Origin of the sequence: Buttiauxella sp. JUb87 (assembly GCF_004361975.1) — a bacterium.
Lineage (GTDB): Bacteria > Pseudomonadota > Gammaproteobacteria > Enterobacterales > Enterobacteriaceae > Buttiauxella > Buttiauxella ferragutiae.
In genome coordinates, this window is the sequence record NZ_SNVY01000003.1 from 773,367 (window position 1) to 787,962 (window position 14,596).

Genomic DNA, 14,596 nt, shown 5'->3' on the forward strand with positions numbered 1-14,596 from the left:
CAGCGTTTGCTGCACTGAATTAAAGATATGTGCTGTGGCAGGAACTGCAAACCGGAGTGCCAATTAGTTGATCTTTAACAATCTGCGATGCAAACGGGAGGAATGTCGCATTACGTCACATTTTCATATGGTGACTATTTCATTAAAAATAAGAATATCTTATGGATTGAGCGGCTGAAAAATCACCCATTCCGGCGATGACATGTTGCAAAATATTACGGTTAACTGGTGAATTACCCAGTCTGCACTAAGCTTATCCCCACGCGGCAGGTAATACGTTGTCCATTTGAAGCCGCGCGGTGAAAGATTACTCTTTGACTGAATGCAATATGATGACTTAACTATTTCACCAATCTGGAGGTTAGAAATGGCAAACCATCGTGGTGGTTCAGGTAATTTCGCTGAAGACCGTGAAAGAGCATCAGAAGCAGGTCGTAAAGGTGGCCAGCATAGTGGCGGGAACTTCAAGAATGACCCGCAACGCGCCTCAGAAGCAGGCCAAAAAGGGGGCAAAAATAGTCACGGCAAAGGCAGCAGCAAGTAAATCTGCCAGGCTTTCGCAATTCGCTAAGTTATCTGTTTTCCCTCTTAGATAGCTGATTGCCATCCCCACCGCCGGTTATGACCGGCGGTTTTTATTTTCCCACTCCCATTGCAGCACATAACGCCTGCACGCAAACTAGTGACCTTCTTTGTCACGCTCGAATTTCCTGGTATTTCCATGTCTGCTTTATTGCGCCGTTACTCGCTTGCTATCAAACCTCAAGAAGCCATTTTGATCCTCATCACCATGTTCTGGGGTGGGACGTTTCTTGCGGTGCAATACGCCATGACGCTGAGTGGGCCGTTCTTCTTTGTCGGTCTACGCTTTGCCACCGCAGCGCTGGCAGTGGCGCTACTGTCGTTGAAAACGTTACGCGGACTGACCTGGCTTGAAGTGAAAGCTGGGGTGTTTATTGGTATTTCGATTGCTATCGGTTACAGCATGCAGACCTGGGGTCTGCAGAGCATTCCCAGCAGCAAATCGGCCTTTATCACTGCGATGTATGTTCCGTTAGTGCCGGTGTTGCAATGGATTTGTCTGGGTAAAATGCCGGGAATGATGTCCTGGATTGGTGTTGGGCTTGCCTTTATCGGCCTGATTTTCCTCGCCGGGCCAGACGGCACGTCGCTCACGCTGGGAGCCGGTGAAATCATCACGCTAATCAGCGCGCTGGCGATTGCCGCTGAAATTATCCTGATTAGCGCCTGGGCCGGTAAAGTCGACATAAAACGCGTAACTATTGTGCAGCTTGCCACTGCCTCCATTGTTGCGTTTGCCACCATGATCCCGGCGGGCGAAAGCGTGCCTGCCTTCACGCCTGGTCTGCTGGTGATTGCGTTAGGGCTGGGGATATTCAGCGCCATTATTCAGGTGACAATGAACTGGGCACAGCGCAGCGTTTCGCCGACTCGCGCAACGGTTATTTATACCGGCGAGCCAGTATGGGCGGGGATTTTTGGGCGCTTAGCCGGCGAGCGATTACCGGTGCTGGCGTTACTGGGCGGCGCGTTGATTGTGCTGGGCGTTCTGGTTAGTGAGCTGAAACTCAAGCGCAAGCTTCAGCGTAAGAAAGCGGCACCGCTGGCGGTGCCTGAGAATGAATGACAACGTCAGGAATCCTGAGGCAGTGCGGCGCTGTCGCTGACAATCTGTGGGCGGCGGCTCAAAATGGCATTAAGAATAATGGCGCCAAACGTCGCCGTCCCGATGCCACCTAACGTGAAGCCTCCCAGCGTTAAGGCAAAATCGCCCGCGCCTAAAACCAGTGTCACTGCCACCATAATCAAGTTGCCGTTCTGGCTTAAATCAACGTGATGCTGTACCCAAATTCTGGCACCCGCCACGGCAATCAAACCAAACACCACGATGGATGCCCCACCGATAACCGCTGCGGGAATGGTGTGAATCAACGCGCCAAACTTTGGCGAGAAACCCAGTAACATGGCGATGCCAGAGGCGGCGACAAACACCAGTGTTGAGTAGACTTTGGTCACCGCCATCACGCCGATATTCTCCGCGTAGGTGGTCACGCCGCTACCACCCACCGAACCTGAAAGCATAGTCGCCAGGCCATCGCCAACAAACGCTTTGCCAATATACGGGTCCATATTTTTCCCCGTCATTCCGGCGACGGCTTTTAAATGGCCGAGGTTTTCTGCGACCAAAATCACCGCCACGGGCGCAATCAACATCATCGCCTGCGCGTTAAATGTTGGTGTGGTGATTTGCGGTATGCCAAACCAGGCAGCACGACTGAGCAACGCAAAATCCACCGGTTTGCCGAAGCCAAAACCATTTGCCAGCACCGCGTAAATGACGCAAGCGAGGATCAAGCCAATCAGTATCAGCAGGCGCTGAATCATGCCGCGCGTAAACACTGCCACCAGGCCGATGCACAGCACTGTCATGACCGCCATCCAGCTATCAAAACTGCTGGCCGACACGCCGCGCACGGCAATTGGCGCCAGATTCAGGCCGATTGCCATCACTACTGCACCGGTCACCACTGGCGGCATTAACCGTTCAATCCAGCGTGTTCCGGCTTTCATCACCACAAAACCAATTAAGGTGTACACCAGTCCACAGGCGATAATACCGCCGAGTGCCACGCTCAAATGTGGGTTCAGCCCCTGGCCATTAAACCCGGTGACCGCAATCACCACGCCGACAAACGCGGCACTTGAACCTAAATAACTCGGCACCCGTCCACCGGTCACCAGGAAGAACAGTAGGGTACCGACGCCCGACATCAAAATCGACAAATTAGGATCAAGCCCCATTAACAGTGGCATTAACACCGTGGCACCAAACATCGCCACCGCGTGCTGCACGCCCATCACCAGCGTCTGGCCGAGCGGCAGAGTTTCATCGGGGGCTATGACACCGCCTTCCGTTACCGCAGATTTTTTATGCCATTTTGGAAACCAGGTATTCGCCATAAGTCTCTCCAGCAGAGTGTTGTTTCGGCTAACAGGCAGGCCGCATCAGTTGGTGGTAGCCACGGTCAAACCACACCAGGCCATGGGTATCGTCGTTACGTTCAAGAGCCACTAATTCGCAAAATAAAATGTCATGAGTGCCGACCCCCACCACCTGGCTGATGCGGCAGTCGAACGAGACAATGGCCCCTTCCAACTGCGGGCAGCCAGTGGCACCGTGGTGCCAGCGAGCAGCGGAGAAACGCTCGGTCATGGCCGTTTTGCCGCCAAATAAATTTGAGAGGGCTTCATGTCCGGCGGCTAATGTGTTGACGCACAACGCCTGGTTGCGGCTGAAAATGGGCCACACGGAGGCGCTACGGTTAAGACAAACCAGCAGCGTCGGCGGGTCGTCGGTAACGCTGCACACCGCCGAGGCGGTAAATCCGGCGCGTCCCGCCGGGCCATCGGTGGTGACGATATTCACCGCTGCCCCCAGGCAAGACATCGCATCGCGAAAGACTTGTTTTTCGACCATATTCATTCCTCAGGCCAGGCTACAGGCCGTGTCAAAGGCTAAACGTGGCAAGCGGGTATGGGCTTTCCCCAGGTCGCCATAACCGATGTTAATCAGCAAATTGCTTTTCCAGCCGTTCGCGCTAAAAAATTCCGCATCGACCTTTTCACGCTCAAAGCCAGACATCGGCCCGGTGTCTAAACCGAGCGCACGACAGGCGGCAATCAGGTACGCCGCCTGCATCGAGCTGTTACGAAAGGCGGTTTCTTCAGCCAGTTCCGGGCTTGAGGTAAACCACGCGCGGGCATCGGCGTAAGGGAACAGTGTGGGCAACTGCTCATAGAATGCCGGGTCCCACGCCACGATGGCGGTAACGGGGGCACTCATGGTTTTGTCGATATTGCCTGATGACAACGCCGGTTTCAGGCGGGCTTTGGCATCACTGCTGCGCACAAACAAAAAGCGCGCGGGCGAGCAGTTGGCGGACGTCGGGCCAAGCCGCAGCAGATGGTAAATTTCGCTAAGTTGGGTATCGCTCACCGGTTTATCGAGCCACGCGCTGTGGGTTCGTGCGCCAGTGAACAAGGTTTCCAGTGCTTCGGAGGTGATGGCTTGAGTCATACAATTTCCTTATGCGAAGCGGATTCGGTGGTGAGCAGCGCGGCAAGTGCCGCAATCAGCATCGGGTTAAATTCACTGGCGGCGGTGACGTTGCAGGCATGCCCGCCCCACGGCAGGATTTCCAGCACGCTATGCGGCAGCGCATGATGCAACTGCTGCGAGCAATTCCACGGCACCAGCAAGTCGTCGCGGGAACAAATCACCAGCACTGGCTGACGGATGTTGGCGGCGGTGGTGTAAAAATCGGCGGTTTTTAACGCATTCAGGCGGCGGGTGAGGTTCTCTTGCCCCTGAAAATGTGCGTTGTGCAGGGCTTCTTCAGCTTCCAGTTGTGGTTGATGGGCGGCCATCCAGTCTGCCGGATAGAGAAACAGCGGTTGAGCCTGCAAATAGGCGGCGGGGCCGCTATCGCGCAGCAGCGTTTCACGCACTGCAAAACAGCGCCGCGTGTGGGCGTTGAGCTGCAACCAGCCGTTGATCACCGCCAGTGCATCAATAGCAGTCGGGTAATCCAGTGCCAGCTGCATGGCAACCAGCCCGCCCAATGCATGCCCGAGTACGCAGTAATGTTCGATGCCGTGATGCAACATGGCGCTGTGGATCTCCTGCGCCATATCCGCAAGCGAGTAATCAGCAGGTAGCGGTTGCTGATTGGCCCCCGTACCGCGCTGGTCATACACCACCAGTTGGTAGTGCTCGGCCAGTGCCGCACGTTGTGGTAGCCAGTAACTGCCGCTGCCTCCCAGCCCGGCAACCAGCAGTAATACAGGCGCGCCAGGGAAGGGCGCGCGAGCCAGTTCAATCTGCATAGGCTATTTCCCTACATGGGCGACGGTGGCGATTTCGACCAGTGCGTCCGGTTTGACCAGACCACACTGGATACAAAATCGTGCTGGTTTGTCGCCGGGGAAAAACTCGGCATACACTTCGTTGATGGCGGCGTAATTCGTCCAGTCAGTAATAAAAATCGAATTAAACGTCACGTCATCCATGGTGCCGCCAGCGGTTTCAATCACTGACTTAATGGTTTCCAGCACATGGCGGGTTTGGGCTTTGGCATCACCGACATACACCACATTATTCTGCTTATCGAACGGCAGGGTGCCGGAAACATACACCACACCATCAGCCAGCGTACCGGGTACAAACGGGGCGATAGGCGTGCTGGTTGCTGGGGGGATAATCACTGATTTCGGCATCGTTTTTCTCCTGTTCAGGCAATTCGGGCAAGGGATTGTGGCTGCAATGCCTGGCAAAATGTGCCGACGTCGCTGACCCATCCAAAGAACGTTTCGATATTGAATAATGCGGCCTGCTGCGCAAAAGCTGGCCCCGCCTGGTGGGTGGCATCGGCGAGTACCACACCAAAATATTCAAGGAAAAAGCCGTCGCGTAGCGTCGATTCCACGCAGACATTGGTGGCGATACCAGTAAAGACCAGGTGGCGAATGCCGCGTGAGCGCAGCAGGCTATCCAATGGCGTGTTAAAGAAACCGCTGTAACGAGGTTTGGGTAACACAATGTCGCCCGCCTGCGGCACCAGTTCATCCACCAGTTGGTAATCCCAGCTGCCTTTTGCCAGCAGTGTTCCCTGTAGTTCTGGTTGCTTACGCATGGTTTTCAGTGCGTTAGATTTATGGAAGTTAGGCGAGCCAGGCCCGCCCGCTTCAACGTATTCGCTGTCCCAGCCGTTCTGGAACCAGACAATCAGCATGCCCGCCTGGCGCGCGGCGGCCACGGCGGTTTTGATATTTTCAATCACCGGTTGGGTAGCCGAAACATCAAATCCGGCTAAGTCGAGATAACCGCCTTTGCTGGCATAGGCGTTTTGCATATCGACGACGATCAGCGCGGTTTGTTCAACGCTGAAACTCATCGCTTCGGGGCGCGCCTCGAGCGTTATTTTCCTCATCACGCCACCTCACGCGTTGAAGGTGAAAGGTGAGCGCGCGACTGCATTAGCGGCTGGATTTTTTCACCAAACGCTTCGATGCCCACTAAAAAATCATCGAAAGTCAGTAAGACTCCTTCTGCGCCTGGCACGGTGGCCACTTCATCCAGCAGTCGGGCAACGGTGGCGTAAGAACCCACTAAGGTGCCCATATTGATATTCACCGCCGAGGTGGGATCCGCCATCTGGCGCACGTTGGTGTCAGCACCAGAACGGGTGTCTTTCTGGCTTTGTTCGGTTAACCACGCCAGCGCTTCTTCGTCAGCCCCGGCTTTGTAGTGTTCCCACCTGGCGCGTGCGGCTTCGTCGGTTTCATCGGCAATAATCATAAACAGCACGTAGGAACCGACTTCGCGACCGGTTTTTTCGGCGGCTTCAACCATGCGTGCGGCGGTGGGGGCGAAAGCGGTCGGCGTATTGACACCTTTGCCAAAGCAGAAGTTGTAGTCAGCGTATTCGGCAGAGAACGCCATTCCGGCGTCACTTTGTCCGGCACAGATCATTTTTACCGCTTTGGCCGGGCGCGGGCTTAAACGGCAGTCATTCATAGTGAAGAACTCGCCTTTTAAATCGCTGTGTCCGGTTCCCCACAAATCACGCAGCACCGTAGCGTATTCGGCAAGGTAGTCGTAGCGACGTGCGAAGTATTCGTCACCCGGCCAGATCCCCATTTGCTCGTATTCTGGTTTTTGCCAGCCGGTCACCAGATTGATGCCAAAACGGCCTGGGGCAATGGAGTCAATGGTCGATGCCATTCGCGCCACAATGGCGGGGGGCAACGTCAGCGTGGCGGCGGTAGCATAGATTTGAATGCGTGAGGTGACGGCAGCAAGACCAGCCATCAGGCTGAACGACTCCAGGTTGTGATCCCAGAATTCTGTTTTGCCGCCAAAACCACGCAGCTTGATCATCGAGAGGGCAAAGTCGAAATCGTAGTACTCCGCCTGTTGCACAATCGCTTTGTTCAGCTCAAAAGTGGGCATGTATTGCGGCGCGGTAGTGGAAATTAACCAGCCGTTGTTACCGATAGGGACGAATACACCAATTTTCATCTCAGGCCTCTCATCACAGGTGGTATACCCATCATCCTTCAAGCCGCAGCGGCGTTGGCTGCAGACGTTCGCCCCAGTCACTAACTCAAGTAAGCTCCTGGGGACAATCGTCCTTGACGCCTTGCTGCAACTAGAATGCTAATGGGTATTGATTTGTCATTTGTGTCTTTGCAAGCCGGATGCCAGGTTGGTAAAATTGTTTGTTATCATAATGTTGAAAATAGGTTTCTATTTTTGATGCGTTAAAATCAGACTGTTTGGTCAAAATGAGTGCACAAAAAACAGGCGCCATTGCGCTTTCAGGGTGCAAATGACGTGCAAACTGATCGTTGTCGCAGATAGGTTTTGTTATGCTGTCGGGCAAAACGGCATGGAGAGAGCGCATGGCACAAGGTGCGGCAGCAACGAAAGAGACCGGGCGGCGTGTTCGCGCAGTAGCGGCGAAAAAGCAGGCTATTCTGGCGGCAGGGCTGGAGTTTTTCTCACAATACGGCATTCACGGCACCAGTATCGAACAGGTGGCGGAACGAGCTGAAGTTTCTAAAACTAACCTTCTCTATTATTACCCCTCAAAAGAAGCGCTCTATGTTGCGGTGCTTAAACAGATTCTGGATATCTGGCTCGCCCCGTTGCGCGCCTTTCGTGAAGATTTACAGCCGCTGGTGGCGATCGGCGAATATATCCGTTTGAAGCTGGAAGTTTCCCGTGATTATCCGCAAGCCTCACGCTTGTTCTGCCTGGAAATGTTGCAAGGTGCGCCGTTGTTGAAAGCAGAGTTGAGCGGCGATTTGAAGTCGCTGGTCGATGATAAATCGGCGATCATTGCCGGTTGGGTAGAAAGCGGGAAACTGGCGGCGGTTGATCCACACCATCTGATTTTCATGCTGTGGGCGACGACGCAACACTACGCCGACTTTGCCAGCCAGGTTGAAGCGGTGGCAGGGAGCAATTTACAAGACGAAGAATTTTTCCGCCGCACGGTCGAGAACGTGCAGCGGATGATTATTGAAGGGATTCGGGTGCGTTAATTCGGGCTTGAATGGAAAACACAGCTGACATCGCCTTCTTCGCATTGCAGCGTGCTTTTCAGCAGCTCAGTGCGCTCGCGGGTTTTGTCAGTCATACACTGGGCGTGCACCATTGGCGCGACAGATGCGCCATCAGCCCCTGAAGTTAAAAACGCGCAATCGGCATCGCGAAAAGCAATCCACGCATTTTGCGCTGCTTTTAACTGTGTTTTCTGGGTGTCGGTGGCGAGTTTCATCGCCTGCTGATAAGCGTGGTTGAGCAAATCATCCTGCTTCTTAAATTCTTTGCCATAACACTCATTCAGCCCGGCCTGAGATGTTTCGTTATCGCAACTGTCAGCCAGTACGTTAGCGCTCAGCAGCAATCCCGTAATCAGTAAACAAACGCGTTTCATCATCATTCCTCGAAGAAAAAGGCCTTTATAGGATGGATGGCGCTATCGCTTTTCCACCCTACAAGGCCATACAAATTATTCCCGAAAGCTTAGTGAAACCTTAGCCGATTGTCATCAGACTGGCATTACCACCGGCGGCTGCGGTGTTCACGCTCAGCGAACGCTCAACGTACAAACGTTCCAGCAACAGATTGGTTTCTCCGCGCGCAAAGCCTTGCACCGAAACAATCGCCCCATTGCGGGCCGCGACTTTTTCGCATAGCGCACGCAACTGGTCGGAATCACCGTGGTAAATCACCGCATCAAACAGCTGGCCGAGCAGGGCATCTTCTTTGGCAAAATCGATGTGCTTTTGCACCCGCGCAGGCAGGGCTTTTGCCAGTTCACGATGCAGCTTGTCATCGGCCCATAGTGCACGGCTACCAACACTAGTCACCGCCGCCAGTTGCACTAGCGCATCTTGCTCGTTATCGGCGATACACAATATGCGCTCACGTGGCATTAAGGCGTAGGTGTTGCGTTCACCGGTTGGCCCCGGCAATTGGCGCAGCGTGCCGCTTTGCGCAAGTTGCGCGAAACGTTCGCACACGGCTGGCAATTCACCTTTGTTGGCCGCCCATTGCGTTAGTGCCTGATGGGATTCCTGCAAGCTGGCCTTCAGCGTGGTATCCACCGGCAATTCAGCATCCTGGCGATTAAACGTCGTTTGCAGCGCATTGTCCGGGCGGTTCGCCAGCAGGCGGTACAGATACAGCGGGCCACCGGCTTTCGGTCCAGTGCCAGATAAACCTTCGCCGCCGAATGGCTGCACGCCGACCACCGCACCGACCATATTGCGGTTCACATACATATTGCCGACATGCGCTGAACCGGTCACCTGAGCGATGGTTTCATCGATACGGGTATGCACACCCAGCGTCAGGCCATATCCGGCAGCATTGATTTGCTTAATCAATGCTTCGAGGTTGCTGCGGTTGTAACGCACCACGTGCAACACCGGGCCAAACACTTCTTTTTGCATCTCGTCGAAGCTTTCCAGCTCAATCAATGTTGGCGCAACGAACGTACCGCTTTGCCACTCTTTCGCATCCACGTTGTTATCACGCACCGCCTGGAATACTTTGCGGCCTTTGCTGCGCAGCGTCTGGATATGCTGCTCGATATTCTCTTTCGCTTCGGCGTCGATAACCGGGCCGATGTCGGTCGTCAGGCGGCCTGGGTTGCCCATGCGGCATTCCGCCATCGCACCGCGCAGCATTTGCAGCGTGTGCTCGGCAACATCCTCCTGAATACACAACACGCGCAATGCAGAACAACGCTGTCCGGCGCTATCAAATGCCGAGGCCAGCACATCAACCACGACTTGCTCGGTGAGCGCCGAAGAATCGACGATCATCGCGTTGAGACCACCAGTTTCAGCAATCAGCGGTGTTGGGCGACCTTGCGGGTCCAGACGGTCAGCAATGTTGCGTTGCAGCAGTGTCGCGACTTCGGTGGAACCGGTAAACATCACGCCACGGACACGCGGATCGCCTGTCAACTGTGCGCCAACCGTTTCACCACGGCCTGGCAGCAATTGCAGCACGCCCGCAGGCACACCAGCTTCCAGCAGAATGGCAACGCCTTGCGCAGCAATCAGAGGAGTTTGTTCAGCCGGTTTTGCCAGCACGCTGTTACCCGCGGCAAGGGCGGCAGCAATCTGGCCGCTAAAGATGGCCAGTGGGAAGTTCCATGGGCTGATACAGACCACCGGGCCGAGCGGACGGTGGGTTTCGTTATCGAAATCATCGCGCACCTGACCGGCGTAATAGTGCAGGAAATCCACCGCTTCGCGCACTTCAGCAATCGCGTTGCTGAAGGTTTTGCCAGCTTCGCGCACCAGAATGCCAATCAATTGCTGCATCTGGCCTTCCATCATCACGGCTGCACGTTCAAGAATCGCGGCGCGTTCTTGTGGCGGGGTGGCGAACCAGATTGGCGCGTTGTTCACCGCACTTTCCAGCGCCTGAGAAACTTCTTCTGGCGTGGCTTCGCGAGTGAAACCGACGATGTCAGTCGGCTCTGCCGGGTTCTTCACGGCCACCATGTCGCCCGCCGCAACGGCATGTTCTAACATTGGCAGCGCTTGCCACTTCTGGGCTGCGCTATTGAGCAGGGCAGAGGAGAGTGACGCCAGACGATGTTCGTTCGCCAGGTCCAGGCCGCTGGAGTTGGTGCGACCTGCGCCATACAACTCTTTTGGCGTGGCAATTTTTGGATGTGGCAAGCCAAGCTGACCTTCTTTTGCCGCGATAGCTTCGATAGCGGTTACCGGGTCGGCAACCAGTTCGTCGAGCGGCAAGGTGTTGTCGGCAATACGGTTAACAAACGAGGTGTTGGCACCGTTTTCTAACAGGCGGCGCACCAGGTAAGCCAGCAGCGTTTCATGGGTGCCGACCGGTGCATAAATGCGGCAAGGGCGGTTCAGTTTGCCATCGGCAACTTTGCCGACCACTTGATCATAAAGCGGTTCGCCCATGCCGTGCAGGCACTGGAATTCATACTGGCCTGGGTAATAGTTTTGCCCGGCCAGGTTGTAGATTGCCGCCAGGGTGTGCGCGTTGTGTGTGGCGAACTGCGGGTAAATCAGATTCGGCACTGCCAACAGCTTTTTGGCGCAGGCGAGGTAGGAAATATCGGTGTAAACCTTACGCGTATATACCGGATAGCCTTCCAGCCCGTCCATTTGTGCGCGTTTGATTTCGCTGTCCCAATATGCGCCTTTCACCAGGCGGATCATCAGGCGGCGACGGCTACGGGAAGCGAGGTCAACCAGGTAGTCAATGACAAACGGGCAGCGCTTTTGGTAGGCCTGAATGACGAAGCCGATGCCGTTCCAGCCTGCCAGTTCCGGTTCGAAACAGAGTTTTTCCAACAGGTCGAGGGAGATCTCCAGACGGTCGGCTTCTTCCGCATCGATGTTAATCCCCACGTCATACTGGCGAGCCAGCAGCGTCAGAGATTTCAGACGTGGGTATAACTCTTCCATCACGCGGTCATACTGCGCGCGGCTATAGCGCGGATGCAGCGCAGAAAGTTTGATTGAGATGCCCGGGCCTTCATAAATGCCACGGCCATTAGAAGCTTTGCCAATCGCGTGAATCGCTTGCTGGTAAGAAACCATGTAAGCCTGCGCATCGGCGGCGGTTAATGCCGCTTCACCCAACATATCGTAGGAGTAGCGGAAACCTTTTTCTTCCAGTTTGCGGGCGTTGGCAAGCGCCTCGGCAATGGTTTCGCCGGTGACAAACTGCTCGCCCATTAAACGCATCGCCATGTCCACACCTTTACGGATCAGCGGTTCACCGCTTTTCCCGATGATGCGGTTCAGGGAGGTCGACAGACTGGCTTCATTGTGGGTGGACACCAGTTTGCCGGTAAACAGCAAACCCCAGGTGGCGGCGTTGACAAATAGCGACGGGCTACGGCCAATATGCGAATGCCAGTTGCCGTTGCTGATTTTGTCGCGAATTAACGCATCACGCGTGGCTTTATCCGGGATACGCAGCAACGCTTCGGCCAGACACATTAGCGCCACACCTTCTTGCGAGGAAAGCGAGAATTCTTGCAGCAAACCTTGTACCATGCCCGCCCGACCAGAGGCGCTCTTCTGATTGCGCAGTTTTTCGGCCAGTTGATAAGCCAGTTTATGAGTTTGTTCGGCGATAGCTTGCGGCAGGCGAGCCTGTTCCAGAATCATCGGCACCGCGTCGGTTTCTGGACGACGCCATGCGGCAGTAATGGCGGCACGGGTAACCGATTGCGGCAGAATTTGTTCAGCGAAATCGAGGAACGGTTGGTGCGCCTCGTCAACGTGCGGAGCGGCTTCATCACTTTCGTTTGCTGCACCCGCTAACAGGGCCGGCAGTTCTGGTAATTCGTCATTATTTTCGAGACGTTCCAGATAATTAAAAATCGCCTGTTTAATTAGCCAGTGCGGTGTGCGGTCAATACGTGATGCGGCTTCTTTGATGCGCTCGCGGGTTGCGTCGTCGAGTTTGACGCCCATGGTGGTGGCCATTAGTGCTCCTGTTTACCCGTTATTAATCGGGTGAGTACATATAGGGTTGATAGAAGTTATCCGGCAATATCTATCATGTTGCAACTTTATGCAACCTTGTTAAATGTGAGCCAGATAGCAAGCTGAAAAAAGAGTGAATTGTTAAATAAGAAATAAGGAAGTTGTCTGGCTAATCATTTGCTGACAGGGCGAAATTACCGACATAGTTAACACTTTCCATAGGTGCAACCGTAAAAAGCGTGAGCGAGTGCAACCTCCTGCAAAAAGCTATTTTTTGTACGGTGAATTTATTGTGAATAGTGTGTTAAAACGCTTGCGAATAAAAATGACTATATCCCCGTGCTGCGTTCCGGCATGGATAAAAATTTGGAGATCTGCATGACCATGAGCACACCAATGCTGGTGACTTTCTTTATCTATATCTTTGGCATGATATTGATAGGGTTTATCGCCTGGCGTTCTACCAAGAATTTTGACGACTACATTCTGGGCGGTCGTAGCCTGGGAAGCGTGGTCACGGCGTTGTCAGCGGGCGCATCCGATATGAGCGGTTGGTTGTTGATGGGGCTGCCTGGCGCCATCTTCCTTTCTGGTATTTCAGAAAGCTGGATTGCCATCGGCCTGACGGTTGGCGCGTATATCAACTGGAAACTGGTCGCCGGACGTTTACGTGTTCACACCGAGGTGAACAACAACGCACTGACGCTGCCTGATTATTTCACCGGACGTTTTGAAGATAAAAGCCGCATCCTGCGTATTATCTCAGCGTTGGTTATCCTGCTGTTCTTCACTATCTATTGTGCATCTGGCATCGTGGCGGGGGCTCGTCTGTTCGAAAGCACCTTTGGCATGAGCTATGAAACCGCACTGTGGGCGGGTGCAGCGGCAACCATCATTTATACCTTCGTGGGCGGGTTCCTGGCAGTGAGCTGGACCGATACCGTGCAGGCTAGCCTGATGATTTTTGCGCTGATCCTGACACCGGTGATGGTGGTTATCGCAGTGGGCGGCTTTGACGATTCAATGGCGGTTATCAAGCAAAAAAGTATTGAAAACGTCGATATGCTCAAAGGCCTGAACTTTGTGGCGATTATCTCGCTGATGGGCTGGGGCCTGGGTTACTTCGGCCAGCCACATATTCTGGCGCGTTTCATGGCGGCAGATTCACATCACACCATCGTCAAAGCGCGTCGCATCAGTATGACGTGGATGGTGCTGTGCCTGGCGGGTGCGTGTGCGGTGGGCTTCTTCGGTATCGCTTATTTCAACAACAACCCGTCATTGGCAGGCTCTGTTAACCAGAACGGCGAGCGTGTGTTCATCGAGCTGGCGCAATTACTGTTTAACCCATGGATTGCAGGCATCTTGTTGTCAGCGATTTTAGCGGCGGTGATGTCTACGCTGAGCTGCCAGTTGTTGGTATGTTCCAGCGCCATTACTGAAGACTTGTATAAAGCCTTCTTCCGTAAAGATGCCGGGCAGAAAGAGCTGGTGTGGGTAGGGCGTTTCATGGTGCTACTGGTTGCTCTGATTGCCATCGCACTGGCGGCTAACCCTGAAAACCGCGTTCTTGGTCTGGTGAGTTACGCCTGGGCAGGCTTCGGTGCCGCGTTTGGCCCGGTTGTGCTGTTCTCGGTCATGTGGTCACGCATGACGCGTAATGGCGCGCTTGCAGGGATGATCATCGGTGCCTTGACCGTCATCGTCTGGAAGCAGTTTGGCTGGTTGGGTCTGTACGAAATCATTCCTGGTTTCATCTTCGGCAGCATCGGTATTGTGGTTGTTAGCCTGCTTGGCAAAGCGCCAAGTACATCGATGCAAAAACGCTTTGCACAAGCGGATGAGATTTATCACACCGCTCCACCGTCAAAGTTACAGGTCGAGTAATTCTGCTGACAAACCTCTTCGTAGGTTGGATAAGCGCAGCGTCATCCGACACAACGCGCGCAAACGGTGGATGACGCTAACGCTTATCCGCCCTACAAAACACGTTTATCACCCTTTGCCAGCA

The 14,596-nt window shown here is 54.2% G+C and carries 13 protein-coding genes; 4 read left to right on the forward strand and 9 right to left on the reverse strand.

Features of this window, described 5'->3' with window-relative positions:
- Positions 1–367 precede the first annotated feature (367 nt).
- Positions 368–544, forward strand: a complete 177-nt coding sequence (locus EC843_RS15595) for a general stress protein (protein ID WP_034456279.1) — start codon at positions 368–370, stop codon at positions 542–544.
- Between the two features lie 177 nt (positions 545–721).
- Positions 722–1,648, forward strand: coding sequence for a DMT family transporter (locus tag EC843_RS15600; RefSeq protein WP_064548065.1), 927 nt, complete (start codon positions 722–724; stop codon positions 1,646–1,648).
- Between the two features lie 5 nt (positions 1,649–1,653).
- On the opposite strand, the gene rutG is transcribed toward EC843_RS15600, so the two are convergent.
- Genes rutG through rutA form a run of 7 tightly spaced genes read right to left on the reverse strand, consistent with a single transcriptional unit; the run spans position 1,654 to position 7,102 of the window.
- Positions 1,654–2,982, reverse strand: a complete 1,329-nt coding sequence (gene rutG, locus EC843_RS15605) for a pyrimidine utilization transport protein G (protein ID WP_133522544.1) — start codon at positions 2,980–2,982, stop codon at positions 1,654–1,656.
- Positions 2,983–3,010: 28 nt separating this feature from the next.
- The gene (rutF, locus tag EC843_RS15610; protein WP_064548061.1) at positions 3,011–3,505 is read right to left on the reverse strand and encodes an NADH-dependent FMN reductase RutF; all 495 of its coding nucleotides are present in this window, start codon (positions 3,503–3,505) and stop codon (positions 3,011–3,013) included.
- A gap of 3 nt (positions 3,506–3,508) precedes the next feature.
- Entirely contained in the window at positions 3,509–4,099 is a 591-nt protein-coding gene (locus tag EC843_RS15615; RefSeq protein ID WP_064548059.1) for a malonic semialdehyde reductase, read from the reverse strand.
- Positions 4,096–4,908 (reverse strand): pyrimidine utilization protein D, encoded by an 813-nt coding sequence (rutD, locus tag EC843_RS15620; protein ID WP_064548057.1) that lies wholly within the window; start codon positions 4,906–4,908, stop codon positions 4,096–4,098. The genes EC843_RS15615 and rutD overlap by 4 nt, the downstream gene beginning before the upstream one ends.
- A gap of 3 nt (positions 4,909–4,911) precedes the next feature.
- The gene (gene rutC, locus EC843_RS15625) at positions 4,912–5,298 is read right to left on the reverse strand and encodes a pyrimidine utilization protein C (RefSeq protein ID WP_133522545.1); all 387 of its coding nucleotides are present in this window, start codon (positions 5,296–5,298) and stop codon (positions 4,912–4,914) included.
- A 14-nt stretch (positions 5,299–5,312) separates the two neighbouring features.
- Positions 5,313–6,011 (reverse strand): pyrimidine utilization protein B, encoded by a 699-nt coding sequence (rutB, locus tag EC843_RS15630; RefSeq protein ID WP_064548053.1) that lies wholly within the window; start codon positions 6,009–6,011, stop codon positions 5,313–5,315.
- On the reverse strand, positions 6,011–7,102 hold the full coding sequence (gene rutA / locus EC843_RS15635; RefSeq protein ID WP_133522546.1) for a pyrimidine utilization protein A: 1,092 nt from the start codon (positions 7,100–7,102) through the stop codon (positions 6,011–6,013). Before rutA ends, rutB begins: the two co-directional genes overlap by 1 nt.
- Positions 7,103–7,485: 383 nt before the next feature.
- Here rutA and rutR point away from each other — a divergent pair, with 383 nt between their 5' ends.
- Complete coding sequence (gene rutR, locus EC843_RS15640; protein ID WP_064548050.1) at positions 7,486–8,130, forward strand: HTH-type transcriptional regulator RutR; 645 nt, start codon at positions 7,486–7,488, stop codon at positions 8,128–8,130.
- Here rutR and EC843_RS15645 read toward each other — a convergent pair.
- Together EC843_RS15645 and putA are read right to left on the reverse strand one after the other, a co-directional pair.
- Positions 8,127–8,525, reverse strand: a complete 399-nt coding sequence (locus EC843_RS15645; RefSeq protein WP_121813922.1) for a lysozyme inhibitor LprI family protein — start codon at positions 8,523–8,525, stop codon at positions 8,127–8,129. The genes rutR and EC843_RS15645 overlap by 4 nt on opposite strands.
- A 100-nt stretch (positions 8,526–8,625) precedes the next feature.
- The gene (putA, locus tag EC843_RS15650; protein ID WP_133522547.1) at positions 8,626–12,585 is read right to left on the reverse strand and encodes a trifunctional transcriptional regulator/proline dehydrogenase/L-glutamate gamma-semialdehyde dehydrogenase; all 3,960 of its coding nucleotides are present in this window, start codon (positions 12,583–12,585) and stop codon (positions 8,626–8,628) included.
- A gap of 378 nt (positions 12,586–12,963) precedes the next feature.
- Between putA and putP the strand changes: the two genes are divergently transcribed.
- Complete coding sequence (gene putP, locus EC843_RS15655; RefSeq protein ID WP_064548043.1) at positions 12,964–14,472, forward strand: sodium/proline symporter PutP; 1,509 nt, start codon at positions 12,964–12,966, stop codon at positions 14,470–14,472.
- The last annotated feature ends 124 nt before the right edge of the window (positions 14,473–14,596 follow it).

Bases quoted from the DNA above. Each gene is read 5' to 3' on its own strand.
- rutG (WP_133522544.1), bottom strand. From the start codon at position 2,982: ATGGCGAATACCTGGTTTCCAAAATGGCATAAAAAATCTGCGGTAACG.
- EC843_RS15645 (WP_121813922.1), bottom strand. From the start codon at position 8,525: ATGAAACGCGTTTGTTTACTGATTACGGGATTGCTGCTGAGCGCTAAC.
- rutF (WP_064548061.1), bottom strand. From the start codon at position 3,505: ATGAATATGGTCGAAAAACAAGTCTTTCGCGATGCGATGTCTTGCCTG.
- EC843_RS15600 (WP_064548065.1), top strand. From the start codon at position 722: ATGTCTGCTTTATTGCGCCGTTACTCGCTTGCTATCAAACCTCAAGAA.
- EC843_RS15595 (WP_034456279.1), top strand. From the start codon at position 368: ATGGCAAACCATCGTGGTGGTTCAGGTAATTTCGCTGAAGACCGTGAA.
- rutC (WP_133522545.1), bottom strand. From the start codon at position 5,298: ATGCCGAAATCAGTGATTATCCCCCCAGCAACCAGCACGCCTATCGCC.
- rutD (WP_064548057.1), bottom strand. From the start codon at position 4,908: ATGCAGATTGAACTGGCTCGCGCGCCCTTCCCTGGCGCGCCTGTATTA.
- rutB (WP_064548053.1), bottom strand. From the start codon at position 6,011: ATGAGGAAAATAACGCTCGAGGCGCGCCCCGAAGCGATGAGTTTCAGC.
- EC843_RS15615 (WP_064548059.1), bottom strand. From the start codon at position 4,099: ATGACTCAAGCCATCACCTCCGAAGCACTGGAAACCTTGTTCACTGGC.
- rutR (WP_064548050.1), top strand. From the start codon at position 7,486: ATGGCACAAGGTGCGGCAGCAACGAAAGAGACCGGGCGGCGTGTTCGC.
- putP (WP_064548043.1), top strand. From the start codon at position 12,964: ATGACCATGAGCACACCAATGCTGGTGACTTTCTTTATCTATATCTTT.
- rutA (WP_133522546.1), bottom strand. From the start codon at position 7,102: ATGAAAATTGGTGTATTCGTCCCTATCGGTAACAACGGCTGGTTAATT.
- putA (WP_133522547.1), bottom strand. From the start codon at position 12,585: ATGGCCACCACCATGGGCGTCAAACTCGACGACGCAACCCGCGAGCGC.